Genomic DNA, 25,384 nt, shown 5'->3' with positions numbered 1-25,384 from the left:
CTGGCGGCCGGGCCGCGCGCCCGGTTTGCGCTCCGGCCGGGAGCCGGCCTGCGCGGCGGGCTTCGAACCGGGCCGGGAATCCGGCCGCACGTCGGGCTTTGCCGTGGGCTTTGAACCCGGCGACGAATCCGGCCTGGCAGCGGACTTCGAAGCAGGCCGCGCCGCCGATTTGCGATCGGACTTGCCGGCGGACTCGGCCGCGGCGCGCGCCGCGGCCAGTTGCTTCTTCAGTTCAGCGAGTTGTTCGAAACCCATAGTGCACAACCAATCTGTCGATCCGTAAAGACGCGATTGTAGCAGCGAGTGCAAACGCACTTGCGACAACTGCAAGCAGCGCGCGAATCCTCAACTTGCAGTGCTCGCGGGCGTGTTGGCATCGCACGCGCGCAGGCCCGACGCCGCGACGCTCAGGCCGGCCCGGCCAGCGTTATTGCGCAACGACAGCGCGAGTTGATGACGCTCGGCGATCCGCGCGACGATCGCGAGGCCGAGCCCACTGCCCTCGCCCTTCGCCTCCTCGCCGCGATAGAAGCGGTCGAACACGCGTTCGAGCTCCGCGGGCGCAATGCCCGAGCCGCTATCGACGACCTCGAGGCCGATCCGTTCGCCGTCGCGCCCGAGCACGACGTCCACGCGGCCGCCTGCCGGCGTGTGACGGATCGCGTTGTTGATCAGGTTTCCCAGCAGCACGCTCATGCCGTGCGACTCGGCGAGCACCATATAGGCGTCGTTCGGCGTGCGCGCGCCTTCGCATTCGAGGCCGAGATCGATCTCGCGCATTTCCGCCAGCAGCGAGAAATCGCTGACCGCCTGCTCGCCGATACGGCGCAGGCTGACCGCCGCCATCGACGTGGCCGGCTGCGCGTCTTCGCGCGCGAGCGTCAATAGCTGCTGCACCAGATGGATGATGCGGTTCACGCGATGCTCGACGCGCTCGAGCGTCTGGCCTTCGCCCTTCAGCGAGCCGTCGCGCGAGGCCGCCTGCAGTTGCAGCTTCAGCGCGGCGAGCGGAGAACGCAGCTCGTGCGCGGCATCGGCGATAAACGTGCGCTGCGCCTGCGATGCCGTATTGAGCCGTTGCAACAGATCGTTGAGCGCTTCGACGAGCGGCCTGATTTCGACGGGCACGGTGCCGTCGAGCCGCAGCGGCTCGAGCGAATCGATCGAGCGCGTCGCGAGCGCGCGCGACAGCCCGCCGATCGGCGCGAGCCCGCGCGCGACCACCAGCAGCGCGAGCCCGATCGTCACCGGCAACAGCACGCCGAGCGGCCACAGCGTGTGCAGCGCGAGATGCATCGCGAGGTCCTCGCGCACCGATACCGGCTGCGCGACCTGCACATAGCGCCCGTTCTTCTCGACGCCGAAGGTGCGCCAGTGGGCACCGGCAAGCTCGACGGTATTGAAGCCCGGCGCGAGGCGCGCGAACACCGGCGCCTGCGCGGAATGATAGACCGGCGCGCCGTCGCGCTCCCAGATCTGGATGACGATGCGGTCGTCGGCGAGATCGCCGAGGTCGGGCTCACGCTGCGTACCGCTGCCGGCGCCTGTCAGGTTCGACGGCAGCGACAGCGCGACGGTGCGCAGCTCGTAGTCGAACAGCTCGCTCGCCTCGCGGCGCGCGGTATGAAAGGTCGCATAGCCCGCGATGCCCAATGCCGCCGCCATGCCGAAGATCAGCCAGCCGAGCAGCCAGCGGCGAATCGACCTCATCCGCACCTCTTCAGGCGATAGCCGACGCCGCGCACGGTCACCACCTGGTCCGCGCCGATCTTGCGGCGCAGGCTGTGCACGTGCACCTCGATCGTATTGCTGCCGACTTCCTCGCCCCAGCCGTACAGCTTTTCCTCGAGCTCGGCCTTCGTGAACACGCGCCTCGGCTCCTCGATCAGCGCCTGCAGCAGCGCGAATTCGCGCGGCACGAGCGGCAGCGGCACGCCGTCCCGGGTGACTTCGTGCGCGGCGGGATCGAGCGTCAGGTCGCCGTGGGAATAAACCGGCTGCTTGTGGCCGGTGCGCCGCCGCAGCAGCGCGCGTATGCGCGCGGCCAGTTCGTCGAGATCGAAGGGCTTGATCAGATAGTCGTCGGCGCCCGCGTCGAGCCCGCGGATGCGTTCGTCGATCGCGTCGCGCGCGGTCAGGATGATGACCGGCGCGGCGCCGCCGCTGCGGCGATACGCGTTGAGCACGTCGATGCCGTCCTTTTTCGGCAGGCTGAGATCGAGCAGCACGAGGTCGTACACGTCGTTGCCGAGCGACAGCTCCGCCGCGCGGCCGTCCTCGGCCCAGTCGATCGCATAGCCGGCGCGGCGCATCGCGCCGAGCACCGTTTCCGCGATCATGTCGTCGTCTTCGACCAGTAACAGGCGCATCGCCTCTCCTTCGAGCGGTTTCTTTCCCGCCGCATTATCGGCGGCGGCGGCTTAACGATTCCTTACGGAAGGCTGATAGCGGACCTGACGAATCCCCCGAACGTGCGCGGCGCGGGCGCCCACGCACGTTAAGCCTGTCTTAAGCGCCTCCTTCGCAGAATCGGCTCCGGTTGCGCGGCATCCGTTCGTGGTTGCCCGATCTCTTCACAGGACACAGGAGCCGGATTTTGCCCGTTTTCAATACCGCCGCGATGACTGCGCCGACGGCGGCTTCCCATACCCCGGCGACACGCCCCCGCTGCCCGCTCCGGCTGCGCGCGCTCGTGCCGCTTTGCGCGCTGCTGCTGGGCGGCTGCGCGACGTATCACCGCGAGCCGCTCGCGCCACAGGACACGTCGACTTCCGCGCGCTCACTCGAGCGCATCCGCATCGATCCGTCGCGCATGCCGCTGCCCGAACTCGCCGCGCATCGCTTCGATCCCGCCGATGGCCTCGACATCGACGAAGTCGCGATGCTCGCGGTGGCGAACAATCCCGATCTCAAACTCGCCCGCGACGATCTCGGCATCGCCCGCGCGCAGGCTTATTCGGCCGGCCTGCTGCCCGATCCGCAACTGGCCATCTCGAGCGACTATCCGGGCGCGGCCGGCACCACGCGGGCGTTCAATTATGGCCTGAGCATCGACGTGATGGCGATCGTGCTGCGCAGCGCGAACAAGCAGTCCGCCGACGCGACCGTGGCGAAAACCGACCTCGGCCTGCTGTGGCAGGAATGGCAGGTCGTCGCGCAAGCGCGGCAACTGTTCATCAGGACGCGCTTCCAGCAGGACACGTTGCCGCTCTTGCAACAGCAACGCGAGCTTGCCCGCGCGCGCTACGAACGCATGGCCGCGGCGCGCCGCGACGGCAATCTGACCGACGACACGTTGAGCGCCGCGCTCATCGCCTGGAGCGACGCACGCAAGCAATATATCGATGCCGAACGGGCCGCCGCGCAGACACATCACGATCTGAACGCGCTGCTCGGGCTCGCGCCCGACGTGCGGTTGCAGTTGCAATCAGGCGGCGGCGACGACGTCGCGCCGCTTGCCGACGCCACGCTCGACGCGGCGCTCGCCGACCTCGCGCGCCGCCGCCCGGACCTGATCGCGTTGCAGGCCGGCTACGAAGCGCAGGAGCAGAAATATCGCGCGGCGATTCTGAGCCAGTTTCCGAGCCTGTCGGTGGGTTTCGTGCGCGCGCGCGACACGTCGAACATCTACACGAGCGGCTTTCAGATCAACCTGAGTCTGCCGATTTTCAACCGCAACCAGGGCAATGTCGCGATCGAAAAAGCAACGCGCCAGCGGTTGCGCGACGAATACCAGACGCGCCTGAACCAGGCGTACGCGGACGTCGCGCGTCTGCGCGAGGACAGCGCGATCCTCGCGCGGCAATTGCAGCAGAGCGAACGCGCGCTGCCCGATCTCGAGCACGCCGCGCGGCAGGCCGGCGCGGCTTACGCCGAACACGACCTCACGCTCGGCGCGTATACCGACGCGCAAAGCGTCGCGCTCGCCAAACGCATCGACGTCGCGACGCTGCGCGAAGCGCTCGCCGAACAGCGCGTCGGCTTGCAGGCGCTGCTCGGCAGCGCGGTGTCCGACGCGCCCGCCGACACCTTTTCCTCCGCCCGGAACTTCATCGACACTCATGCGAAATAGCCTTTTCCCGCCGCGCGCCGCGGCCATCGCCGCCGCGCTCGTGTGCGTCGCGCCGTGGTGCGCGTGCATCCATCCGGCTTACGCCGACGACAACGCCGCCGCCGAAGCACAACCGTCCGTCGCCGTGCAAACCGTGCGCGTGCAGCGCGCCGCGATCGCGCAGCCGGTACGCGGCTTCGGCATCGTCGCGGCCGGCGCGTCGAGCGTCACGACGATCAACCTGCCTTACGTCGCCCGTATCGTGCAGATGCGCGTGCAAGCCGGCGAGACCGTCAGGCGCGGCACGCCGCTCTTCGTCGCGCAGGCCGATCCGGCCGCCGTGCTCGCGGCCGCCCAGGCCAGAAGCGCGCTGACATTCGCGCAAGGCGAGCTCGCGCGCACCCGCTCGCTCTACGACAAGGGACTCGCGACGCAATCGCAGCTCGCGAGCGCGAGCAAGGCGGTCGACGATGCGCGCGAGGCGCTCGCCGCGCAGAATCAGACCGGCATCGCGGGCGGCAACCGGACCGTCACCGCGCCGTTCGACGGCGTCGTGCTGCAACTGTCGGCGGCGCAAGGCGACCAGTTGCAGGCCGGCGCGGCGATCCTGCAACTCGCGAGCGGCAACGGCCGCGACGCGCGGGCGAACGTGATGCTCGGCGTCGAGCCCGCGGACGCCGCCGCGATCCATCCAGGCGATGCCGTCACGCTGCGCGGCCTGTCGACGGCACTCGCGAAGACCGCGGTCGAGGGCCGTGTGGTGCTGGTGGGCGCCGCGATCGATCCGTCATCGCAACTCGTCAGCGTCGGCGCGAACGTGCCGCTCGCGCAGACGCCGTTCATCCCCGGCACGCGCGTCGCCGCCGACATCGCGACGCGCCCCGGCACGCACTGGATCGTGCCGCGCGCGGCCGTGCTGAAAGACGGCGACAACGCGTACGTGTTCCAGATCACGCCGCAAAACAGGGCGCGCCGCGTCGCCGTGACCATCGCGGTCGAAAACGGCGAACGCTACGGCGTCGACGGTCCGATCGACCCCGTGCTCGGGCTCGTCGTCAGCGGCAACTACGAGTTGAAAGACGGCATGGCGGCGCGCGCCGGCGGAGACACTCCGCGATGAACTTCGGCCAATGGATGCAGACGCATCGCCGCTCGCTGCTCTTCGTGATCGCGCTGCTCGCGATCGCGGGCGCGCTCGCCGCGTTCCGTCTGCCGATCTCGCTGTTTCCGGATGTCTCCTTTCCGCGCGCGGTGGTGTCGCTCGACGCGGGGGACCGTCCGGCCGAGCAGATGGCGACGCTCGTCACGATGCCGGTCGAGGAAGCGCTGCGCCGCGTGCCGAACGTGCGCGACGTCGATTCGACGACGAGCCGCGGCGCGGCGGAAATCTCGCTGAACTTCGACTGGGGCACCGACATGGCGCAGGCCACGCTGCAGGCGCAATCGGCGATCAGCGAAATTCTCGCGACGCTGCCGCCCGGCACGACAATGCAGGTGCGGCGCATGGACCCGACCGTGTTTCCGGTGCTCGCGTACAGCCTCACGTCGACGCGGCAATCGCTCGCCGCGCTGCGCGATCTCGCGCAGTTCCAGATGCGTCCGCTGCTGTCGGCGGTGGAAGGCGTCGCGCGCGTCGAGGTAATCGGCGGCGCGCAGGACGAATTCGAAGTCGCGGTCGATCCCGCGCGCCTCGCCGCGTACAAGCTGTCGCTCGCGGATGTATCGAAAGCGATCGGCGCGAGCAACGTGCTGATGGCGAACGGCCGCATCGAGGATCACGACAAGTTCTACCTCGTCGTCACCAATTCGACGATCACGCAGCTCGACGAACTGCGCAACGTCGTCGTCTCCGCGAGCGGCAATCCGAACGGCACGCAGATCCGGCTCGGCGACCTCGCGTCGATCAGCCGGGGCGTCGTGCCGCAATGGATGCGCGTGACCGCCGACGGCCAGGACGCGGTGCTGCTGAACGTCTACCAGCAGCCGGGCGCGAACAGCGTCGCGATGGCGCGCGCGATTCGCGCGAAGCTCGCCGCGTTCGAGCCGCGGATGCCCGCTGGCGTGCATCTGTCGAACTGGTACGACCAGAGCGAACTCGTGATCGCGTCGGCGACCAGCGTGCGCGACGCGATCATGACCGGCATCGTGCTCGCCGCGCTCACGCTGTTCGTGTTCCTGCGCAACTGGAAAATCACCGCGATCGCGGTCGCGCTGGTGCCGGTCGTGATGGCCGCGACGATCCTGCTGCTCGACGTGTTCGGCATGGGCTTCAACATCATGACGCTGGGCGGCATGGCCGCCGCGGTCGGCCTCGTGATCGACGACGCGATCGTGATGATCGAGCACATCGTGCGGCGCATGCGCGAAGCCGGATCCCACGCGTTCCACGGCCGCGTGATGGCCGCGGCGCTCGAATTCACGCGGCCGCTCGCGGGCTCTTCCGCGGCGACGCTGATCATCTTCGTGCCGCTCGCGTTTCTGTCGGGCGTGACGGGCGCGTTCTTCAAGGCGCTCTCGGTGACGATGGCGAGCGCCCTGTTCATTTCGTTTCTCGTCACGTGGCTCGCGGTGCCGATCCTGTGTGACCACTGGCTGAAACCGGCGGATGCCGAAGAGCACCACGAAACGCGCTTCGCCGCGTGGCTGAACCGATGCTACGCGGCGCTCGTCGGGCGCGTGAGCGCGCGCCCGCCGCTGGTGCTGCTCGGCGTGCTGCCGCTCGTCGTCGTGGCCGCGTTCGCGTTCACGCGCGTCGGCAGCGGCTTCATGCCGGGCATGGACGAAGGCGGCTTCGTGCTCGACTATCACACGCAGCCGGGCACGTCGATCACCGAAACGGACCGGCTGATGAAGCAGATCGAGCGCATCATCCGCGCGAATCCGAACGTCGCGACCTATTCGCGCCGCACCGGCGCGGGTCTCGGCGGCGATCTGAACGAACCGAACAAGGGCGACTTTTTCGTGCGGCTCAAGTCCGGCAGGCGCGAGCCGATCGACACCGTGATGGAGGAAATCCGCTCGCAGGTCGAAACCCAGGTGCCGGGCGTAAGCATCGAACTCGCGCAACTGATGGAAGACCTGATCGGCGATCTGACCGCGGTGCCGCAGCCGGTGCAGATCCGGATCTTCTCCGACGACGCGCGCACGCTCGATACGACCGCGCGCAAGGTCGCGGCGCGCATCGGCCGGATTCAGGGCATCGTCGACGTGAACGACGGCATCAACCCGGCCGGCGACGCGCTCGAGCTGCATATCCTGCCCGCCGCCGCAGCAGCCGAAGGCATGGACCCGCAGGCGATCGCGCAGGCCGTGACCGATATGCTCGAAGGCAACGTCGCGACGCAGTTCCAGAGCGGACCGAAGACGGTCGGCGTGCGCGTGCGGGTGAACGGCGCGCGCCAGCTCACCGATACGCAACTGGGGCAATTACAGATTCGCGCGCCGGACGGGCATCTGTTCGCGTTGAAGCGCGTCGCCGATCGCGTGACGGTCACGGGTCAGCCCGAAATCAGCCGCTCGAACCTGAAGCGGATGGTGGCGGTGACCGCGCGCATCGACGGCCGCGATCTGGGCTCGACGATCGCCGACACGCAGAAGGCGCTCGGCGAGCCGAACCTGCTGCCCGCCGGGGTCTACTACGAGCTGGGCGGCCTCTATCAGCAACAGCAGATCGCGTTCAAGGGCCTCGTGACCGTATTCGGCGCCGCGATCGCGCTGGTGTTCGGCCTGCTGCTGTTTCTGTACGAACGCCTGCGGGTCGCGCTCGCGGTGCTGGCGATGCCGCTGCTCGCGGCGGGCGCGGTGTTCATCGGCCTGTGGGTCACCGGTATCGAGCTGAACATCTCCGCGATGATGGGCATGACGATGATCGTCGGCATCGTGACCGAGGTCGCGATCTTCTACGTGTCGGAGTTGCAGGCGCTGGTGCGCGACGAGGAGATGCCGTTCGACGACGCATTGCAGGCCGCCGGCCGCAATCGCCTGCGCCCGATCGCGATGACGACGATCGCCGCGATCCTCGCGCTGCTGCCGCTCGCGTTCGCATTGGGGCAAGGCTCGGCGATGCAGCAGCCGCTCGCGATCGCGATCATTTCCGGGCTCATCGTGCAACTGCCGCTCGTGCTGTTGCTGTTGCCGGTGTTGCTGAAGCTGCTGATGAAGAAGCAGTCTGTGTGAGGTGGCACGCGGCACTCGTGCGTGCCGCGCGCTTTATACAAAAACGCGCTAAGTCAACACGTCCGCAAATCCGCCGACCCGCGCGCCGAGCGCGTTGATCGCGGCAGCCACCCGCGGCGACAGCAGTGCCTGCAATTCGTCGGCGTGGCGATAGTCGCGCATGCCGTCGCTCAATGGCTCGCCGGCGAGCGCCGGATGGCAGTAGATCTCGCCGACGCCATCCGGCGCATTGCCGAGCGCGGCCAGCCACGCCGCCTCGTCCATCCGCCCGCTCGCCGCGATGCCGACCACATAGTCGTTGTGCGCAATCCCCGCGCGATCGAGCCGCGTCTTCACCTGCGCGATCCACGGCCGCAGCCACAGCGGCGCATTCGCGTCGAACGGCAGGCGCATCGCCTTCATCCCGTAGTCGCGGCCGATCTCGAGAATCAGGCCGAGCACGGTCGGATGCAGATGAAAATGCTTGTGCGTGTTCACATGATCGAGCGCGAGTCCGGTCGCCGCGAACGCCTCGAACTGCGCGCGAATTTCGCGCGCGAGTTGCTTGCGAACCCGCGGCAGGAAGAAAAACCGCGCGCCGTCGCGCACCATGTTGTCGCCGAAGCGGCCGTTTGCGTCGAGCAGCGCGGCAATCTCCGCGCGCGGCGCGAGCGCGGCGCCATCGGCCAGCACCAGATGCAGGCCCACCCGCAGTCGCGGCAGCGCGCGGGCGCGCGCAACCGCATCGCTCGCGGCCGGCGCGCCGACCATCAGGCTCGCGGCGCTCAGCACGCCGTCGCGATGCGCGTGCTCGACAGCGGCATTCACGCGCGGGTGCAGGCCGAAATCATCGGCGGTAGTGATCAGTCCGCGCGTCGGTGCGCCTGAACCGGTCGACATCCGGGATCTCCCATTACGTGAAGCTGTCGAGCTGACCGCCTCGCCCGGCGGCCGGCGTCCCGACCGGCATGCGCGCGCCGCGCCACACCACGTGCGAGCCGAACGCGCTGAACAGCCACTGCAATGCGATCAGCGTATCGCGCAACGGCACGAGCGGCAGATCGCGCCAGAAGGTGCGCGCGCGACGCGACGCGCGCAGATGCAGCAGCAAGCGCGCGCCGAAGCACACGGCCGTCGCCGACGCGCTGGCGATCATCGCCACGCACGGCGCGTGGCCGCCCGCGCGCGTCGCGAACGACACGGTCAGCGCGGCGCTCGCCAGCAGCCACGGTGTCGGGAACGTGATCAGCAAGGACGCGAAGCCGGGCGGATTGACCGAGCGGATCGTGCGCAGCCAGCGCGTTTCTCGCTGCCAGAGCGCGCCGAACGTCGGCTCGATCACGTCGGTGGCCACCATCACGCGCGAGAGTACCGTTCGCAACCCGAGGGCGCGCACGTGTTCGGCGAGCCAGTAATCGTCGGCGAGACAGTTTTTCAGCGCGTCGAATCCGCCGATGCATTCGAGCGTCGCGCGCCGCAGTGCGAGCGTCGCGCCGAAGCCGAAGCGGCGCGAGCCTGTCGCATGCGCGACGCGCACCGACGGCGCGAACCATTCGTTGATGAAGAGCGCCCCCACGCGCGGCCAGAAACCGCCGACGCCGCGCGCGACGTACAGGCACGTGACGACGCCCACGTCGGGGTCCGCGAGCGGCGCGGCGACGCTGTCGAGATAGTCGGCGTCGACCGCGATATCGCTGTCGGCGATCACGATCACGTCGTGACGCGCCCGCGCCGCCATGTTGATCAGGTTGCTGACTTTCAAATTACTGCCGTGCACGCGCGTGTCGATCGCGAGTTCGATATCGCGCGTCGGATAGGCGGCCTGCAAACGGCGCACCACCGCGATCGCCGGATCATGCGGCGACGATACGCCGAGCACCAGTTGAAAATGCCCGTGACGCTGCTCGCAGAAGGTGCGCAGATTTTCGTAGAGACGCGGCTCCGCGCCGCACAGCGGCTTGAGCACGCTGACGCCGCCCTGCGCGAAGGGACGGGAATGCGGAAAAAACGCGGACCTGAGCGCGGCTCCGGCGGACGACGCGCGGCCGTGATGGACGGACTGATGCCGCGCGCTGAAGAACGGCATCGCCAGCGCGGCGGCCATCGTATAGATCGATGCACCGATACACCCCGCCAGCAGGATCCATTGGCATGCCGTCAATACGTGCGCCGTCATCGTCCCTGTCCGTCCCGTCAGTGCCCGGACAGCACGAACGGTTGCCCCGTCAGGCGCAGATGCAGCACGACGAGCCAGCGCCGCGGACACTCCGCGGCCGCCGCAACCTGCCATGCGCCGGAGGCCGCGGGAATCGCGTGATGGCGTTGCACCGCGAGTTCGAATGCGGCGTGCGCGAATTCGCGCGCCACCAGTACGCCGCCGACGATCAACGCGAGCGCGAACAGCCGGAACGACGTGGAAGCGAAAAAGGCGCGGGAAACGGGCAATACCGGCCACGCGATGCACAGCAGTGCTTCGATGCCCGCGGCCGTGAGCGATGCGACCAGCAGATGGGCTCGCAGCATGTCGATGGTGGCTGGCTTCATAACGTGCCTCGTACGTGGTCTCGCGACCTGACGGATGCGCGGCGCAAGCTTGCGACGACCGGATATGACGAGTCGATACTATCGATTCAAGCTGAGGAAAACCTTAAGCATGCGCATGGTATGAAGCGGCTGACGCGCGGCATCGATCAATCGCGGCCGCGCGCTATGACGCCGCGCGCATGGCCGCAGTATCGATCCGGTTCGTTACCGGAATCTGACAGTGAATCCGGCCGCGCAAAGGGTGCGAGTGGGTGCAACGCGCGTGCCGCTCATGTCGCGCAAATGGGCGATCCCGCAGGCGTTTTCTTCTGTTTCTATTTCAGCCCGGAACTCAGCGCCGTGCCCCGTCGCCGACGGCCGGGCGCTGTTCGGCCAGTTCGACGCGCGCCCCCTGCTGCACGACGTGCGCGGGCCTGCCCCCGGACGACTCCGAGAACTGCCACGCAATGAGCCCCGGCACGAACATCAGCAGATCGCGAATCCGCCGCGCGGCCGCGAGCGCGAGGCTCGTGGCGGGATCCAGCCCGAGCGCGCCGCCGATCAGAATAAAGCCGCCCTCCTGCACTCCGAGGCCGCCCGGCACGAAGAACGCCGCGCTGCTGATCGCCTGAATCAGCGATTCGATCACGACCGCCTCGACGAACGTCACGCGCGCGCCGAGAAAGTACAGCGCGAGCCAGATTTCGAGCGCGGTCAGAATGCATTGCAACGGCTGCCAGAAGAACAGATAGCGCAGCACGACCGCGCGGCGTCGCCAGATCAGCTTGATCGACTGATCGATCTGCGTCGATTGACCGACGAGCGCGGCGAGCTTGCCACTCGTCATGCGGTTGAGCGCACGCGTGACGCGTTCGAATGGATTCGCGTGCTGGACGAGCGCGAACAGCAACAGCAGCGGCGTGAGCACGACAACGCCCCACGCGAGTTGTCCCGCGAGCCGCAGCGCGCCGGATTGCGCATGCGCGAACAGGAAGCCGATGCCGACCATCGTGAACATCAACTGGCTGATGACGGTGAGCTGCATATCGACGACCATGCTGCCCACCGCTGTCGACGGCCGCACGCCCCAGCGCCTGAGCATGCGGAACGAGACGAGCTCGCCGCCGATGCGCGCGACCGGCAGCATGCAGTTGACCGATTCGCGCACCCACACGAGGTGCAGCATCCTGCCGAGGCCCGGGCGGTTTGCGCCGCGAATCAGCGAGCGCCAGTCGCAGGCGTTGGCGATCATCGGCAGCACGTGCGCGAGCGCGGCGAGCACGAGGCCCGCGCCGGCCGCGCGCAATGCGCCGAGCACGGCGCGCGGATCGTCGCGCCAGACGAGCCACAGCGAAAGGAGCAAACCCGCGAGCGCGGCCGCGCGGCCGAGATGCTTCATCACGCGCGCACCTCGCATGCGCAGGCGCGCGCCGCTACCGCCGGGCCGTTCCCGTTTCGCCCGTTGCAAACCGCATCGATCATTGGCCGCCCAATCCGCCGTTCGTTCGTCATTCGTCCGGTGCGGTCGACAGCAGGCCGTCGCCGTCGACCTTGAAGCTGAAGCCCCGCCAGATCACTCGCGACGAGCGGAAGCTCGCGACGAAAATCGCAAACGACACGATATCCCATAACGGCAGCAGCCACAGCTCGCGGCACGGCTGGCGCAACGCGCGATCGGACCGCAGTTTCAGCGTGAGCCGCGCGCACATCGCGACGAGCGCGAGCGGCCACGTCCACGGCGCGCCGCCCGACAACGCGAGCGCGAGCAGCGCGAACGCGAACGGATGAACCAGTGCCGAACCGAGGTGCCCGGCCGGATCGATGCGGCGAATCGTACGGCTCCAGCGCAGCTCGTGCGCGACGAGTTGCATCGCGCTCGCCTCGACGCATGCATGCGTAATCGGAAACGGCGGTATCGCGACTGCCTCGCCGGCCGCGCGCACCGCCTCGCCGATCGCATGATCCTCGCCCAGATGCCGCGCGAACGGCTTGAAGCCGCCGATGCGCTCGTAGGTATCGCGCCGCATCGCGATGGTTTGGCCGAAGCACGGCCGCGCGAGCCCGAGCGCGAGCCCCGTGACGACGCCAGGCAAAAACTGGTAGTTGGTCGCGCTCGCGGAGAGCCGCGGCCAGAAACCCGGATCGGGCCGGCCGCGATACGCGCAGGTGACGAGCCCCACGCCGGGCTTCTGCAATTCGCCGATCACGTGGCGCAGATAGCCGGGGCCGACGCTCACGTCGCTATCGGCGAACACGAGCACGTCGTGGCGCGCCTGCGGCAGCATATTGAGGATGTTGCTGATCTTGCGGTTCGGGCCGTGAAGGCGCGCATCGGCCACCACCGTCATGTCGGCGCCCGGATGCTGCCGGCGCAACTGGTCGACGATCTGCAGCGCCAGGTCCGCCGGATCGTGCACGCCGAACAGGTATTGCACGGGCCCCGGATAGTCCTGCTCGCAGAAGCTCGACAGATTCGCGAGCAGCGTCCACTCGTTGCCATGCAACGGCTTGACGATCGTGACGGGCGGAAAGCTCGTCGGTTCGGCCACCGGCCGCGCGAAGAAACGCCCGATCAGCGCGCTCGCGAGCACGGTATAGCCGATGCCGACCGCAGCCGCCGCCGCGCACGCGTAGGCCAGCGTGACGGCGAGCAGATGCGTCGTATTCACGCCTGGTGAGCGCGCAGGAAGCGGAAAAATTCGACGCCTTCGCGCAAGCGCCGTTTCATCATGTCCCAGCTCGTGAGCATTTCGCGCAGGATTTCCCAGATCTTCGACGGACGGAAATAGAAGCGCTTGTAGAAGTTTTCGAGCTGGTGATACATCTCGTCGCGCGACAGATGCGGATAGCCGATCGCCGCCAGTTGCACGCCTTCCTTGCTGACGAGATTGACGACCTTGTTTTCCTCGAGCCAGCCGTTCTCGACCGCCTGGTTATAAAGCCGCGTGCCCGGATACGGCGCCGCGAGCGACACCTGGATCGTCAGTGGATTGATCTCTTTCGCGTACTCGATGGTTTTCTGGATCGTCTCCGGTGTCTCGCCCGGCAGGCCCAGGATGAACGTGCCGTGAACCTTGATGCCGAGCGAGCGGCAATCTTTCGCGAAACGCCGCGCGATGTCGGTGCGCAGACCCTTCTTCACGTTCAGCAGGATCTGGTCGTCGCCCGACTCATAACCGACGAGCAGCAGACGCAGGCCGTTCTCCTTCATGATCTTCAGCGTCGAATACGGCACGTTCGCCTTCGCGTTGCACGACCACGTGACGCCGAGCTTGCCCATCCCACGCGCGATTTCCTCGGCGCGCGGCTTGAAGTCGGTGAAGGTGTCGTCGTCGAACATGATCTCCTTGACTTCGGGCATGTTGTCGCGAATCCACTTCACTTCTTCCAGCACGTTCTCGACCGAGCGCACCCGGTAGCGGTGTCCGCCCACCGTCTGCGGCCACAGGCAGAACGTGCACTTCGAGCGGCAGCCGCGGCCGGTATAGAGCGACACGTACGGGTGCTTCAGATAGCCGTTGAAGTAATTTTCGATCGTCAGGTCGCGCTTGTAGATCGGCGCGACGAACGGCAGCTCGTCCATGTTCTCGAGGATCGGACGCGCTTCGTTATGCTCGATGGAACCGTCCGCGGCGCGATAGCTCAAGCCCTTGATCTGCGCGAACGGCACGCCCTCGGCGATTTCCTTGCAGGTGAAATCGAATTCCTCGCGACCGACGAAGTCGATCGCCTCGGTCGCCGTCAGCGAATTGTGTGGATCGACCGCCACCTTCGCGCCGACCATGCCGATCAGGATCGACGGCTTGCGTTCTTTCAGGTGCTGCGCGAACAGCGCGTCGGTGGGAAAGGAAGGCGTACTGGTGTGAATGACGACGAGCTCGTATTGCTGCGCGAGAGCGAGCGTCTCGTCGACCGACGCGCCATTCGCGGTGGCATCGAAAACGCGGCTGTCGGGGATCAGAGCGGCGGGCTGCGCGAGCCATGTCGGATACCAGAACGACTTGACCTCGCGTTTTGCCTGGTAGCGCGAGCCTGCGCCGCCATCGAAACCGTCGAATGACGGGGCCTGCAAGAACAGAGTTTTCATTGAGACTCCAGCAAGCCTGATCGGCGCTTTTCAGTTGTCTGTCGGGAAACTATCAGAACCATTGCCGCGCGGACGCGAGCGGATGGAACGGATCGATGTTACAGAGCAAAAGCTGAAGAAAACCTGAAGGATGATACTGCGTTCGCGCACCAGACGGCATCGTTCCGAGGTGTCGACCAACGGGGCTCGGGAAAATGCGCGCTGCTTCACGTCGATCCTTCACGTGGGTATTTTTACGGCGGTGTTTTGCGTGCGTGTGTCAGTTGCGTGCGTGTGTCAGGCAGCTCACCGGACCACGTGCCTCGCCCACTCGAGCCAGCCGAGATTGAGGGCCGCGTTGACCACTAGGCCGAGCGCCGACGCCAGCGCCGCGATCATCGTCCAGAACGCCGAACGGCGCGCCGCGCGCGCCGACGTCTGGGCGGCGGCGGCCGCCTCGCGCGACGCGCTCGCCGCAGCCTGCGCGCTATGCGACGACGCTTCCATGCGCGCGAGCGACTTCAGTGCGAAGCCGCGCTCGTCATCGTGCGCCGCAGTCGCAGTATTCGCTGCCGTGTCCGCCGCCGTGTCCGCCGCTGTGTCCGCACTGGGGGCCGCCTCGTCGCGCTGCGTCTGCTCGAACAGATAGCGATGACAAAACGGTGTCAACGGATGCTCTGGATAACGCGCGGCGAAGTCTTTCGCATACGCGGCGCCGCCGTGGCGCTCGATCTCCGCGTAAGCGGCGTCCCTGTCCATGCGAACCTCGCATCTCGATCAATCGCGGGCCCACCCGCGCGGTCAGCGTCAGGCCGCGCTCAGACCGGCTTGATGTCGGCCGCCTGCTTGCCCTTGGGTCCCTGCTTGATTTCGAAGCTGACCTTCTGGTTTTCCTGCAACGACTTGAAGCCCTCGCTGCGGATCTCCGAAAAATGGGCGAACAGATCTTCGCCGCCGTCATCGGGGGTGATGAAGCCGAAGCCTTTTGCGTCGTTGAACCATTTCACTTTTCCGGTTGGCATGGCGATGTCCTCGTGATGCGCTGGGTTGAACGGTTGAATGGAAAAAGCGTGGAAAAAACGTGGAAAAGCCTGGAAAGCCTGGAAAAAGCGCCGCCTTGTAGCGCTGCGTCGTTCCGGCTATTGCCAGTTCGCGCCGGCCGGCCGGCGGCCGGCCCCACCGCGGCGGCCGCGGCGAGCCGCCCTGAGCGATAACGCCAAAGCGGCGCCAAACCGTCAGCAAACGGCGTGCCACGTCCGCGCGACGCGGCCCGCGGCCGGTGCGATCGTGCGCAATCAGATAAGATAATTGTTATTGGCAGTTCTTTGATGGCCGCGCCGGTCCTGTCGCCCCCCTGCTTCACGACCGCGCGGCCAGTCGTTTTCCCACTCACAGGAACCCAGCATGGCCATCCCGAGCTATACCGATACCCGACTTCTGATCAACGGCGAGTGGTGCGACGCCGCCAGCGGCAAGACCCTCGACGTGATCAATCCCGCGACCGGCCAGGCCATCGGCAAGGTCGCGCACGCCGGCCTCGCCGATCTGGACCGCGCGCTCGAAGCCGCGCAGCGCGGTTTCGAAGCATGGCGCAAGGTGCCGGCCAACGAGCGCGCGACGATCATGCGCAAGGCCGCCGCGCTGGTGCGCGAGCGCGCGTCCGACATCGCCCGCCTGATGACGCTGGAACAGGGCAAGCCGTTCGCCGAAGCGCGCATCGAAGCGCTGTCGGCAGCCGACATCATCGAATGGTTCGCGGACGAAGGCCGCCGCGTGTACGGCCGTATCGTGCCGCCGCGCAATCTCGCCGCGCAGCAGCAGGTGCTGCGCGAGCCGATCGGCCCGGTCGCCGCGTTCACGCCGTGGAACTTCCCGGTCAACCAGGTCGTGCGCAAGCTGTCGGCGTCGCTCGCTTGCGGCTGCTCGTTCCTCGTGAAGGCGCCGGAAGAAACCCCGGCGTCGCCGGCGGCGCTGCTGCAGGCGTTCGTCGAAGCCGGCGTGCCGCCCGGCACGGTCGGCCTCGTGTTCGGCGATCCGGCTGAAATCTCCGGCTACCTGATCCCGCATCCGGTCATCCGCAAGGTCACGTTCACCGGTTCGACGCCGGTCGGCAAGCAGCTCGCGTCGCTTGCCGGCCTGCACATGAAACGCGCAACGATGGAACTCGGCGGCCACGCGCCCGTGATCGTCGCAGAAGACGCCGATGTCGGACTCGCCGTCAAGGCGGCCGGCGCCGCGAAGTTCCGCAACGCGGGCCAGGTCTGCATCTCGCCGACGCGCTTCCTCGTGCACAACAGCATCCGCGAAGAGTTCGCCGCGGCGCTCGTCAAGCATGCCGAAAGCCTGAAGCTCGGCGACGGTCTCGCCGAGGGCACGACGCTCGGGCCGCTCGCCAACGCGCGCCGTCTGGGCGCGATGGCCAACGTCGTCGCCGACGCGCGCAAGGCCGGCGCGAAGATCGCGACGGGCGGCGAGCGCGTCGGTTCGGAAGGCAACTTCTTCGCGCCGACCGTGCTGACCGACGTGCCGCTCAACGCCGACGTGTTCAACAACGAGCCGTTCGGCCCGGTCGCCGCGATCCGCGGCTTCGACAAGCTCGAGGAAGCGATCGCCGAGGCGAACCGTCTGCCGTTCGGCCTCGCCGGCTACGCGTACACGAAGTCGTTCAGCAACGTGCACATGCTGTCGCAGCAGATGGAAGTCGGCATGCTGTGGATCAACCAGCCGGCCACGCCGACGCCGGAAATGCCGTTCGGCGGCGTCAAGGATTCCGGCTACGGCTCGGAAGGCGGTCCGGAAGCGATGGAAGCGTATCTCGTCACCAAGTCCGTGACGGTGATGTCGTCTTAAGGACGCGAGTCGGAAGCAGAAGCGGCGCGGCGGTGTAGGCTTGCCGAGCGTCGTTTCCGCTTACGAGTCAATCGATCCGCCAGGTCCGCGAGCCCTTCGCTCGCGGACCTTTTTTATTGCCATGAACGATCTCTCTTCCGTATCGATGCAGCCCACCCTCACCGGCTCGAGCGTCGAACTCCAGCCGCTGCGCGAAGATCACGCGCAGGCACTCGTCGATGCCGCCGCTGATGGGCAGTTGTGGAACCTGAAGCTGACCGTCGTGCCGGGACCGGCGAGCGTCGACGCTTATATCGCCACCGCCCTCGCCGGCCGCGCGGCGGGCACCGTGATGCCGTTCGTGATCGTGCGGCGCGACGAAGCGGGCCACGGCGGCCGGATTGTCGGCAGCACGCGCTTCTGGAAGATCGACCGCGCGAACCGCAAGCTCGAAATCGGTCATACGTGGCTCGCCCAATCGGCGCAGCGCTCGCCCGTAAACACCGAGGCGAAGTACCTGCTGCTGTGCCACGCGTTCGACGTGCTCCAATGCGTGCGCGTGCAGTTCACGACCGACGAGCTCAACGGGAAATCGCGCGCGGCGATTCTGCGCATCGGCGCGAAACAGGAAGGCGTGGTGCGGCACGAACGGATCATGCCGGATGGCCGCAAGCGCAACTCGGTGCGCTTTAGCATCATCGACGACGAATGGCCGGCGGTGAAGTCGATGCTGGAAACGAAGCTGGCGCGCTGAGCGCCACGCCCCAATTCAAACGACAAGAGCCGGCCCGCGCCTCGACGCGACCCGGTCCCCTCGCCCGCCTGACGTCAAACGTGCGCGTCGCGCTCGTTGAGCGGCGCGGCCTGCGTCGTCGTAAATTCGTCACGCGGCGCGGCGCGCGCATGATGCCGGCGCACCCACAGCGCAGTGAGAATCGGCACGAGGATCGCGGTCACGAGGCAGGCGGTCGCGACCATCGCGGTGGCGGCCGGCACCAGCGGCCTGAAGCTCGGAATCATGTCGGCGATGATCGCCGGATTCGCCACCGCGGCACCCGCCGTCGACGAGGCGGCGAGCCCCGCCGCGCCATTGCCGCCGGCGATCCAGCGATCGGCGAGAATCAGCGGCACGCCGGTCACGACGATCACGCCGAGCCCGAGCACGATGCCGGGCAAACCGCTCGTGACGATCACGTTCAGGTCGATGCCGTTACCGAGCGCAAAACCGAAGAACGGAATCAGCGGATGCACGCAGCGGCCGAACAGCTCGCGCAGTTCGCTATCGAAGTTGCCGAGCGCGAAGCCGATCAGGAACGGCAGCACCGCGCCGACGAAAAGCCGCGGCTCGAAGAACGCGACGCCGGTCGCGCCGAGAATGATCATGCTGATCAGCGGCCCCGATTCGACCGACATCAGCACGAACGCGCCCGCCTCTTCCTTCGAGCCGTACTGCTGCATCACGGCCGCGTAGAGACCGCCGTTGGTCATGTCCATCGACGTCGTGATCGCGAGGATCGAGAGCCCCGCGAACAGGCCGGTCTTGATGCCCTCGACCGGAATGAAGCGCGCCGCGATCAGCGTGACGATCCACGCGACCAGCATCTTGGTGGCGAGCAGCGTGCCCGACTTGCGCAGCACGGTGCCGGTCGCGCGCAGGTCGATCGTCGCGCCCATGCAGAAGAACCACACCGCGAGAATCGGCACGGTGCCGGTAATCAGGCCGTTGGTGAACGAGCCGAAGTATTTGCCCGCGCCGGGCGCGAACGTATGAACGCAGGCGCCGAGCAGCAGCGGCACCAGCATCAGACCGCCAGGAATGCGGTCGATGGCCTTCTTGATCTTCATGCCTCCTCCATGGACTGTCACGTCCCGTTGACGGGTGGATCACCCGGGGTGATGTCCCGTTCTGCGCCGGGCTCTCCCTGTCCGGCGCAATATAGCACCATGAAAGGAACGTCGTTCCGTTTTCTTCTGGCCTAGTGGCCTATCGTTTACCCGCTATGCGGCGATAAGCCTTGCGGGCCTTGATGTCGCGTAGCAATATTTTTGGACCAGCGTTCCGAAATACGAATTCCTGCGTTACAGTCTCGGCACATGATGCCGCCGCGCAGGCTCATCGGCGCGTTGCGCGCGCACGCGGCGCGGCCGCCGGCAACCGACTGGAGAAGATCAATGGACGTGAGACAGGCCATCAACGGCGAATACGCGAAAACGCTCGACACCAGCGGGCTACGCAAGGAATTTCTGGTCGAGCAGATTTTCGCGCGCGATGCGCTGAAGCTCACCTATAGCCATATCGATCGCATCATCGTCGGCGGCGCGTGGCCGGTCGAACGCGCGGTCGAGGTGCCCGGCTCGCTCGGCAAGTCGATCGGCGTCAACTATCTGCTCGAGCGGCGCGAGCTCGGCGCGATCAATATCGGCGGCGACGGCTGGGTCGACGTCGACGGCACGCGCCACACGGTGCGCCGCGAAGAGGCGATCTATATCGGCAAGGGCGCGCAAGCGGTCGCGTTCGGCAGCGCCGATACCGCCGATGTCGCCAACGCCGCGAAGTTCTACCTGAACTGCGCGCCCGCGCACACCACGTATCCGACCCGCACGATTTCTCTCGGCGAGGCATCGCCCGAAACGCTCGGCGACCCCGCCACGAGCAACCGCCGCACGATCTACAAGTTCATCGTGCCCGAGGTGCTGCCGACCTGCCAGTTGTCGATGGGCATGACCAAGCTCGAACCCGGCAGCCTGTGGAACACGATGCCGTGCCACACGCACGAGCGCCGCATGGAGGTGTATTTCTATTTCAACGTCGCCGACGACGCCGCGGTCTTTCATATGATGGGCGAGCCGCACGAGACGCGGCACATCGTCGTGCGCAACGAGCAGGCGGTGATCTCGCCGAGCTGGTCGATCCATTCGGGCGTCGGCACGCGCGCGTACACGTTCATCTGGGGCATGGTCGGCGAGAACCAGGTGTTCGGCGACATGGATCATCTGAAGATCCGCGATCTGCGCTGACGAGGCCCGGCTCTGGCTCTTCTTGCGATGATCCACCGACCACTCCAATGAGCTCGAACACAGTGAACACTTTCGATCTGACCGGCAAGGTCGCCATCGTCACCGGCAGCAACACCGGACTCGGCGCCGGCATGGCCGTCGCGCTCGCCGCGGCCGGTTGCGACATCGTCGGCGTGAGCCGTGCCGACGCGGGCCCGACCGCCGCGCGCGTCGAGGCCACCGGGCGCCGCTTCGCGGACGTGCGCGCGGATCTGTCGTCGATCGCGCCGGTCGACGACATCGTGCGCGCGGCGGTCGAAGCGTTCGGCCGCGTCGACGTGCTCGTCAACAACGCGGGCATCATCCGCCGCGACGATGCGCTCGAGTTCGGCGAGGACGACTGGGACGCGGTGATGGACGTGAACCTGAAGAGCCTGTTTTTCCTGTCGCAGGCGGCCGCGCACCAGTTCGTGCGGCAGGGCAACGGTGGCAAGATCATCAACGTCGCGTCGATGCTGTCGTTCCAGGGCGGCATCCGCGTCGCGTCCTATACCGCGTCGAAAAGCGGCGTGCTCGGTCTCACGCGGCTGCTCGCGAACGAATGGGCCGCGCGGCGCATCAACGTGAACGCGATTGCGCCAGGCTATATGGCGACCGCCAACACCGCCGCGTTGCGCGACGACGCGCAGCGCAACGAGGAAATTCTCGGCCGCATTCCAGCGGGCCGCTGGGGCGAACCCGGCGATCTGGCGGGGCCTGTGGTTTTTCTCGCATCGGGCGCATCGGACTACGTGCACGGGCATACACTGGCGGTGGATGGCGGATGGCTCGCGCGCTAGCTCGGCCGACACGCGCGCAACGCGCTATGCTCTCGCGCCGGCGGCGTGCATCGCCGCCGGTTTGCACAGACAGGGAATGACGGACATGGCGGCAGAAACACCACTCGATAAAGCGCGGCATAAGGTGCAAGTCAAGGCGCACGGCAAGGTGCGCAAGGAGGCCGCCGACGCATCCTCGCTCGACGCGGACGGCGGCGAGCGCGGCGAATCGGCGTCGTCGGTCGGCCGGGTCTTCGCGATTCTCGGCGCGATCGGCGATACCGGGCAGATCGGCATCAGCGAGCTGTCGCAACGGCTCGGCATGTCGAAGACCACCGTGCATCGCGTGATCCAGACGTTGAAGGCGCTTGGCTACGTGACGCAGGAAGTGGAAACCGAGCGCTACCGGCTCACGATCCGTCTGTTCGAGCTCGGCGCGAAAGCGCTCGAAAGCGTCGATCTCGTGCGCGAGGCCGACACCGAAATGCGCCGCATCGGCCAGATGACGCGTGAAGCAGTCCACCTCGGCGCATTCGACGACGACGCGATCATCTATATCCACAAGATCGACGCCGATTACGGGCTGCGCATGCAATCGCGCATCGGCCGGCGCAATCCGCTGCATAGCACGGCGATCGGCAAGGTGCTGCTCGCGTGGATGGAGCCGGCCGACGCGCGCGACGTGCTCGCTCACCTCGAATTCCGCAAGTCGACACAAAAGACGCTGACCTGCGCCGAAGCGGTGTTGAGCATTCTGCCGCGCGTGCGAGAACAGGGTTACGGCGAAGACAACGAGGAACAGGAAGAAGGTCTGCAGTGCATCGCGGTGCCGGTGTTCGACCGCTTCGGCCGCGTGATCGCGGGCCTGTCGATTTCGTTTCCGACGATGCGCTGTGGCGCCGACACGAAACAGCACTACGTCGCGCTGCTCAAGCAGGCGGGACTCGCGATTTCGACACGGCTCGGTTATCGCGAAGCGGCCGCGGCGGAACCGGCCGCGGCGCAATGAATTGCGCGCGCGAGCGTGACAGCGACTGCGCCGTCCCCAGTCTGCAACTGAATGTATCCGCGCGATAGATTCGCGGCGCAAGCCGCTGCGCTTCTTTCTTCGCCCATCGATGCAATGACGGTTCGACCCCGGCGCGCGCATCGCACGCCGTTGAACGCGGTTCTTTTCATAACGCGTTCAACGGCTTGCACCACGGCTTAACAATCCTCTGTCATTCAGGCGCGCCCCGCCTGCCGCGGATCCACTGCGTTCATTGCGCACGCATAGGCGCATTGCCGCGCATGCGTATCGACACGTCCTGTTACACACAAACACACCGGTAATTGCGCCGCTCAGTAGAGTTCGGTTCAAACGAAAGCGGTTCACGCGAACCGCACTGGCAACGCCGGCGCAATACAGACCAACACAGGCAACAGGGAGCAACGTCATGAAGAAAATTTTCGCTCTGGTGATTCTTGCCGCCACGCTTGGCGGCACCTTGAGCGGCTGTATCGTGGTCCCCGACGATCATCATTATCACGATCACGACCACTATTACGACGATCATGGCCGCTATTGAGCGCCTGACGACGCGCATCCGATGCTCATGAGCGTGCGTGGCGCGCCTCGCGAGCACAGCGAGCGAGTTTTTTACTCCATCAACAACATCGACAAGGGGAACAGAACATGAGTCATTCACGCAACCGCTGGATATCGTTGACGCTCGTCGCCGGCCTCGCGATCGGCGCGTCGTCGGCCGCTTTCGCGCACGTCGACGTGGGCGTGAATATCGGCGTGCCGGGCATCGCGGTCGCGCCCGCGGTGGTCGAGGCGCCGCCGCCCCCGCCCGTCTATGTGCAGCCCGCGCCCGTCTACGCGCCCCCGCCGCCGGCCGCGGTCGTGGTCGCGCCGGGCTGGTACGGCGAGCGTTACTACGATGGCCATCGCTACTGGGAACGTCGTGAGTGGGAGCGCCGTCATCGCGAATGGCGCGATGCACGCGGCCCGTACGGCGATTGGCATGGCCATGGGTACTATCATTGACAATGAACCGGCGGTGTCGCCGCCGCGCCATCCGGGCATTCGCGCCACCCATTCGACAGGAGCGACGACGTGCTGAATCACGATCCAAGACGAGTAACGGCGCAGATCGACGGCGCGCTCATCTGCGCCGAATACAGCGAGCAAACCGGTCAACTGTGTTTGCGTCAGGATGGCGCGCTGCTGCGCGAATGGTTTCCACCGCATTCGTGGATCGCGATCGCGTCGGTGGCCGGCGCGCGGCACTGGGGCACCCGGCCGACCGACGACGATCTGCTCGCGCTGCTGCACAACGAGATGGCATTGTTGCGCTCGTAATGGCGTGAAGTCACCCCGCGCGTCACGCGCGACTTACCTCAGTGATTGCATCTGCGCGCCGGCGATGCCGACGTAGTTCTCCGCGAGCACCGTCGCCGCCGTGCGTGAGGTCGTCACGTATTCGAGTTCGGCGATCTGTAACTGCTGTTCGAACGGCGAAGCGCCGTCGATACGATGCAGCATGCTGGTCATCCAGTACGAGAAATGCTCGGCGCGCCAGATGCGCTTGAGCGCGGTTTCGCTGTAGCGGTCGAGCAGATCCGTGCGGCTCTCCTTGTAGAACGCGTCGAGCGCGCGGCTCAGCACGTTCACGTCGGCGACCGCGAGGTTCATGCCCTTCGCACCCGTCGGCGGCACGATATGCGCGGCGTCGCCGGCAAGGAACAGGCGCCCGTGTTGCATCGTCGTCGAAACGAAGCTGCGCATGCCGACGATGTTCTTCTGGAAAATCTTGCCGTCGATAATCTTCTGACCGTCGTGCGAATCGACGCGTGCATGCAGTTCGGCCCAGATGCGATCGTCGGACCAGTTATCGACCGAATCCTTCGGATCGCACTGGAAATACATGCGCTGCACGTTGTGCGAGCGCGTGCTGACTAGTGCGAAGCCGCGCTCGTGACGCGCGTAGATCAGTTCGTCCGACGACGGTGGCCCTTCGCACAGAATGCCGAACCAGCCGAACGGATAGACGCGTTCGAAGTCGTGGCGCAGCGCCTGTGGAATCGCGGCGCGCGACACGCCTTGCGAGCCGTCGCAGCCGATCACGAAGTCGCATTGCAACTCGTGCGCCTCGCCTTCGTGGCGATAGCGGATCGACGGCGTAGCGGTATCGATGCCGTGAATCGACGTGTCCGACACGCCGAAACGCAACTCGGCGCCCGCGGCGACGCGCGCCGCGACGAGGTCCTTGATCACTTCGTGCTGGGCATACACCGTGATTGCGTGACCGGTGAGACCGGTCAGATCGATGCGGCGGCGCTTGCCTTCGAACGCCAGTTCGAAGCCGTGATGCAGCGCGCCTTCGGCTTTCATGCGTTCGCCGAGGCCGGTTTCGCTCAGCAGGTCCATCGTGCCCTGTTCGAGCACGCCGGCGCGGATGGTGGATTCGATCTGATCGCGGCTGCGCGTTTCGAGTACGACCGACTCGATACCGCGCAGATGAAGCAGGTGGGAAAGAAGCAGGCCGGCGGGCCCGGCGCCGATGATGCCAACTTGGGTGCGCATATGTGTCTCCTGAATGCGGCGATGAAATTGGTGCTCAGTGTGACGATCGCGGCACGTATCGCGCAACGCGATATAACGGATAGGCCATATCGCGCTGCAAGATAGAAGGCAGGAAGTGTTGGCTCGTCCGGATCGGTCGTATCGACCGTAATTGCAAGCCGGACGGGGCTTTGCAGCGAGTCGGGAAATGGGCGGCCCAGCTGGTCGATGCGGAACGCCCTTCAGGTAAACCCCGATCCGCTCAAGCAGCTTTAGCTAGAGAAGAAACAACTGGTAGACAGGATTTTTCGTCTCTTCCCAGTACGGATAGCCGAGCGTTTCGAGGAAGCGACCGAATGCCTCGTTGTCGTTTTCGGGCACCTGGATGCCGACCA

At 66.5% G+C, this 25,384-nt stretch carries 23 protein-coding genes and 1 pseudogene; 11 read left to right on the top strand and 13 right to left on the bottom strand.

The window, feature by feature from the left end; all coding sequences use genetic code 11:
* The 3 genes and pseudogenes from QM685_RS35750 to QM685_RS35740 all read right to left on the bottom strand — a co-directional run.
* Positions 1-255, bottom strand: a pseudogene (locus QM685_RS35750) (Fertility inhibition FinO-like protein); the annotation flags it as partial.
* Positions 256-345: 90 nt separating this feature from the next.
* Positions 346-1,710 carry an ATP-binding protein gene (locus tag QM685_RS35745; protein WP_415124069.1) on the bottom strand — a complete coding sequence of 455 codons (1,365 nt, stop codon included), beginning with the start codon at positions 1,708-1,710 and terminating at the stop codon, positions 346-348.
* Positions 1,707-2,369 carry a response regulator gene (locus tag QM685_RS35740; protein ID WP_415124067.1) on the bottom strand — a complete coding sequence of 221 codons (663 nt, stop codon included), beginning with the start codon at positions 2,367-2,369 and terminating at the stop codon, positions 1,707-1,709. The genes QM685_RS35745 and QM685_RS35740 overlap by 4 nt, the downstream gene beginning before the upstream one ends.
* A gap of 251 nt (positions 2,370-2,620) precedes the next feature.
* Between QM685_RS35740 and QM685_RS35735 the strand changes: the two genes are divergently transcribed.
* The 3 genes from QM685_RS35735 to QM685_RS35725 are packed head-to-tail and all read left to right on the top strand — an operon-like array spanning position 2,621 to position 8,227.
* Entirely contained in the window at positions 2,621-4,072 is a 1,452-nt protein-coding gene (locus QM685_RS35735) for a TolC family protein (protein WP_415124073.1), read from the top strand.
* Entirely contained in the window at positions 4,062-5,171 is a 1,110-nt protein-coding gene (locus QM685_RS35730) for an efflux RND transporter periplasmic adaptor subunit (protein WP_415124065.1), read from the top strand. The genes QM685_RS35735 and QM685_RS35730 overlap by 11 nt, the downstream gene beginning before the upstream one ends.
* Positions 5,168-8,227, top strand: a complete 3,060-nt coding sequence (locus tag QM685_RS35725; RefSeq protein WP_415124063.1) for an efflux RND transporter permease subunit — start codon at positions 5,168-5,170, stop codon at positions 8,225-8,227. Before QM685_RS35730 ends, QM685_RS35725 begins: the two co-directional genes overlap by 4 nt.
* A 48-nt stretch (positions 8,228-8,275) precedes the next feature.
* Here the strand turns inward: QM685_RS35725 and hpnK are convergent, their stop codons facing one another.
* The 8 genes from hpnK to QM685_RS35685 all read right to left on the bottom strand — a co-directional run bounded on the left by hpnK (position 8,276) and on the right by QM685_RS35685 (position 15,817).
* Positions 8,276-9,106, bottom strand: coding sequence for a hopanoid biosynthesis-associated protein HpnK (gene hpnK / locus QM685_RS35720; protein WP_415124061.1), 831 nt, complete (start codon positions 9,104-9,106; stop codon positions 8,276-8,278).
* 13 nt (positions 9,107-9,119) lie between these two features.
* Positions 9,120-10,382: a bacteriohopanetetrol glucosamine biosynthesis glycosyltransferase HpnI gene (gene hpnI, locus QM685_RS35715; RefSeq protein WP_415124059.1), complete on the bottom strand. Its 1,263-nt coding sequence runs from the start codon at positions 10,380-10,382 to the stop codon at positions 9,120-9,122.
* Positions 10,383-10,399: 17 nt separating this feature from the next.
* Positions 10,400-10,750, bottom strand: coding sequence for a hypothetical protein (locus QM685_RS35710; protein ID WP_415124057.1), 351 nt, complete (start codon positions 10,748-10,750; stop codon positions 10,400-10,402).
* 331 nt (positions 10,751-11,081) lie between these two features.
* A complete protein-coding gene (locus tag QM685_RS35705) occupies positions 11,082-12,128 on the bottom strand; it encodes a lysylphosphatidylglycerol synthase domain-containing protein (RefSeq protein WP_415124071.1) in 1,047 nt (348 codons plus the stop codon).
* Positions 12,129-12,237: 109 nt separating this feature from the next.
* A complete protein-coding gene (gene hpnI, locus QM685_RS35700; RefSeq protein ID WP_415124055.1) occupies positions 12,238-13,398 on the bottom strand; it encodes a bacteriohopanetetrol glucosamine biosynthesis glycosyltransferase HpnI in 1,161 nt (386 codons plus the stop codon).
* Entirely contained in the window at positions 13,395-14,816 is a 1,422-nt protein-coding gene (gene hpnJ, locus QM685_RS35695) for a hopanoid biosynthesis associated radical SAM protein HpnJ (protein ID WP_415124053.1), read from the bottom strand. Before hpnJ ends, hpnI (QM685_RS35700) begins: the two co-directional genes overlap by 4 nt.
* Before the next feature lie 285 nt (positions 14,817-15,101).
* The gene (locus QM685_RS35690; RefSeq protein ID WP_415124051.1) at positions 15,102-15,554 is read right to left on the bottom strand and encodes a hypothetical protein; all 453 of its coding nucleotides are present in this window, start codon (positions 15,552-15,554) and stop codon (positions 15,102-15,104) included.
* A gap of 59 nt (positions 15,555-15,613) precedes the next feature.
* The gene (locus tag QM685_RS35685) at positions 15,614-15,817 is read right to left on the bottom strand and encodes a cold-shock protein (RefSeq protein ID WP_075300708.1); all 204 of its coding nucleotides are present in this window, start codon (positions 15,815-15,817) and stop codon (positions 15,614-15,616) included.
* A 382-nt stretch (positions 15,818-16,199) separates the two neighbouring features.
* Here QM685_RS35685 and QM685_RS35680 point away from each other — a divergent pair, with 382 nt between their 5' ends.
* Both QM685_RS35680 and QM685_RS35675 read left to right on the top strand, forming a co-directional pair.
* A complete protein-coding gene (locus QM685_RS35680) occupies positions 16,200-17,645 on the top strand; it encodes an NAD-dependent succinate-semialdehyde dehydrogenase (RefSeq protein WP_415124049.1) in 1,446 nt (481 codons plus the stop codon).
* Between the two features lie 121 nt (positions 17,646-17,766).
* Positions 17,767-18,378, top strand: coding sequence for a GNAT family N-acetyltransferase (locus QM685_RS35675; RefSeq protein WP_415124047.1), 612 nt, complete (start codon positions 17,767-17,769; stop codon positions 18,376-18,378).
* 74 nt (positions 18,379-18,452) lie between these two features.
* Here the strand turns inward: QM685_RS35675 and kdgT are convergent, their stop codons facing one another.
* Complete coding sequence (gene kdgT / locus QM685_RS35670) at positions 18,453-19,469, bottom strand: 2-keto-3-deoxygluconate transporter (protein WP_415124045.1); 1,017 nt, start codon at positions 19,467-19,469, stop codon at positions 18,453-18,455.
* Between the two features lie 327 nt (positions 19,470-19,796).
* Between kdgT and kduI the strand changes: the two genes are divergently transcribed.
* The 6 genes from kduI (at position 19,797) to QM685_RS35640 (ending at position 23,786) form a co-directional block, all read left to right on the top strand.
* Entirely contained in the window at positions 19,797-20,642 is an 846-nt protein-coding gene (kduI, locus tag QM685_RS35665) for a 5-dehydro-4-deoxy-D-glucuronate isomerase (protein WP_415124043.1), read from the top strand.
* A 47-nt stretch (positions 20,643-20,689) separates the two neighbouring features.
* Positions 20,690-21,460 (top strand): 2-dehydro-3-deoxy-D-gluconate 5-dehydrogenase KduD, encoded by a 771-nt coding sequence (gene kduD, locus QM685_RS35660; protein ID WP_415124041.1) that lies wholly within the window; start codon positions 20,690-20,692, stop codon positions 21,458-21,460.
* 76 nt (positions 21,461-21,536) lie between these two features.
* On the top strand, positions 21,537-22,448 hold the full coding sequence (gene kdgR / locus QM685_RS35655; RefSeq protein WP_415124039.1) for a DNA-binding transcriptional regulator KdgR: 912 nt from the start codon (positions 21,537-21,539) through the stop codon (positions 22,446-22,448).
* Between the two features lie 427 nt (positions 22,449-22,875).
* Positions 22,876-23,007, top strand: a complete 132-nt coding sequence (locus QM685_RS35650; RefSeq protein ID WP_415124037.1) for a hypothetical protein — start codon at positions 22,876-22,878, stop codon at positions 23,005-23,007.
* A 107-nt stretch (positions 23,008-23,114) separates the two neighbouring features.
* Complete coding sequence (locus tag QM685_RS35645; RefSeq protein WP_415124035.1) at positions 23,115-23,471, top strand: hypothetical protein; 357 nt, start codon at positions 23,115-23,117, stop codon at positions 23,469-23,471.
* A 69-nt stretch (positions 23,472-23,540) separates the two neighbouring features.
* Complete coding sequence (locus tag QM685_RS35640) at positions 23,541-23,786, top strand: hypothetical protein (protein ID WP_415124033.1); 246 nt, start codon at positions 23,541-23,543, stop codon at positions 23,784-23,786.
* A gap of 33 nt (positions 23,787-23,819) precedes the next feature.
* Here the strand turns inward: QM685_RS35640 and QM685_RS35635 are convergent, their stop codons facing one another.
* The gene (locus tag QM685_RS35635) at positions 23,820-25,010 is read right to left on the bottom strand and encodes a 4-hydroxybenzoate 3-monooxygenase (RefSeq protein WP_415124031.1); all 1,191 of its coding nucleotides are present in this window, start codon (positions 25,008-25,010) and stop codon (positions 23,820-23,822) included.
* Between the last annotated feature and the right edge of the window lie 374 nt (positions 25,011-25,384).

The sequence above is a fragment of the Paraburkholderia sp. genome (assembly GCF_047605525.1).
Taxonomy (GTDB): domain Bacteria; phylum Pseudomonadota; class Gammaproteobacteria; order Burkholderiales; family Burkholderiaceae; genus Paraburkholderia.
The sequence above is the reverse complement of the archived record's forward strand: the minus strand, read 5'-3'. Positions and strand labels throughout refer to the sequence as shown.

Bases quoted from the DNA above. Each gene is read 5' to 3' on its own strand.
- QM685_RS35745 (WP_415124069.1), bottom strand. From the start codon at position 1,710: ATGAGGTCGATTCGCCGCTGGCTGCTCGGCTGGCTGATCTTCGGCATG.
- QM685_RS35740 (WP_415124067.1), bottom strand. From the start codon at position 2,369: ATGCGCCTGTTACTGGTCGAAGACGACGACATGATCGCGGAAACGGTG.
- QM685_RS35735 (WP_415124073.1), top strand. From the start codon at position 2,621: ATGACTGCGCCGACGGCGGCTTCCCATACCCCGGCGACACGCCCCCGC.
- QM685_RS35730 (WP_415124065.1), top strand. From the start codon at position 4,062: ATGCGAAATAGCCTTTTCCCGCCGCGCGCCGCGGCCATCGCCGCCGCG.
- QM685_RS35725 (WP_415124063.1), top strand. From the start codon at position 5,168: ATGAACTTCGGCCAATGGATGCAGACGCATCGCCGCTCGCTGCTCTTC.
- hpnK (WP_415124061.1), bottom strand. From the start codon at position 9,106: ATGTCGACCGGTTCAGGCGCACCGACGCGCGGACTGATCACTACCGCC.
- hpnI (WP_415124059.1), bottom strand. From the start codon at position 10,382: ATGACGGCGCACGTATTGACGGCATGCCAATGGATCCTGCTGGCGGGG.
- QM685_RS35710 (WP_415124057.1), bottom strand. From the start codon at position 10,750: ATGAAGCCAGCCACCATCGACATGCTGCGAGCCCATCTGCTGGTCGCA.
- QM685_RS35705 (WP_415124071.1), bottom strand. From the start codon at position 12,128: ATGAAGCATCTCGGCCGCGCGGCCGCGCTCGCGGGTTTGCTCCTTTCG.
- hpnJ (WP_415124053.1), bottom strand. From the start codon at position 14,816: ATGAAAACTCTGTTCTTGCAGGCCCCGTCATTCGACGGTTTCGATGGC.
- QM685_RS35690 (WP_415124051.1), bottom strand. From the start codon at position 15,554: ATGGACAGGGACGCCGCTTACGCGGAGATCGAGCGCCACGGCGGCGCC.
- QM685_RS35685 (WP_075300708.1), bottom strand. From the start codon at position 15,817: ATGCCAACCGGAAAAGTGAAATGGTTCAACGACGCAAAAGGCTTCGGC.
- QM685_RS35680 (WP_415124049.1), top strand. From the start codon at position 16,200: ATGGCCATCCCGAGCTATACCGATACCCGACTTCTGATCAACGGCGAG.
- QM685_RS35675 (WP_415124047.1), top strand. From the start codon at position 17,767: ATGAACGATCTCTCTTCCGTATCGATGCAGCCCACCCTCACCGGCTCG.
- kdgT (WP_415124045.1), bottom strand. From the start codon at position 19,469: ATGAAGATCAAGAAGGCCATCGACCGCATTCCTGGCGGTCTGATGCTG.
- kduI (WP_415124043.1), top strand. From the start codon at position 19,797: ATGGACGTGAGACAGGCCATCAACGGCGAATACGCGAAAACGCTCGAC.
- kduD (WP_415124041.1), top strand. From the start codon at position 20,690: ATGAGCTCGAACACAGTGAACACTTTCGATCTGACCGGCAAGGTCGCC.
- kdgR (WP_415124039.1), top strand. From the start codon at position 21,537: ATGACGGACATGGCGGCAGAAACACCACTCGATAAAGCGCGGCATAAG.
- QM685_RS35650 (WP_415124037.1), top strand. From the start codon at position 22,876: ATGAAGAAAATTTTCGCTCTGGTGATTCTTGCCGCCACGCTTGGCGGC.
- QM685_RS35645 (WP_415124035.1), top strand. From the start codon at position 23,115: ATGAGTCATTCACGCAACCGCTGGATATCGTTGACGCTCGTCGCCGGC.
- QM685_RS35635 (WP_415124031.1), bottom strand. From the start codon at position 25,010: ATGCGCACCCAAGTTGGCATCATCGGCGCCGGGCCCGCCGGCCTGCTT.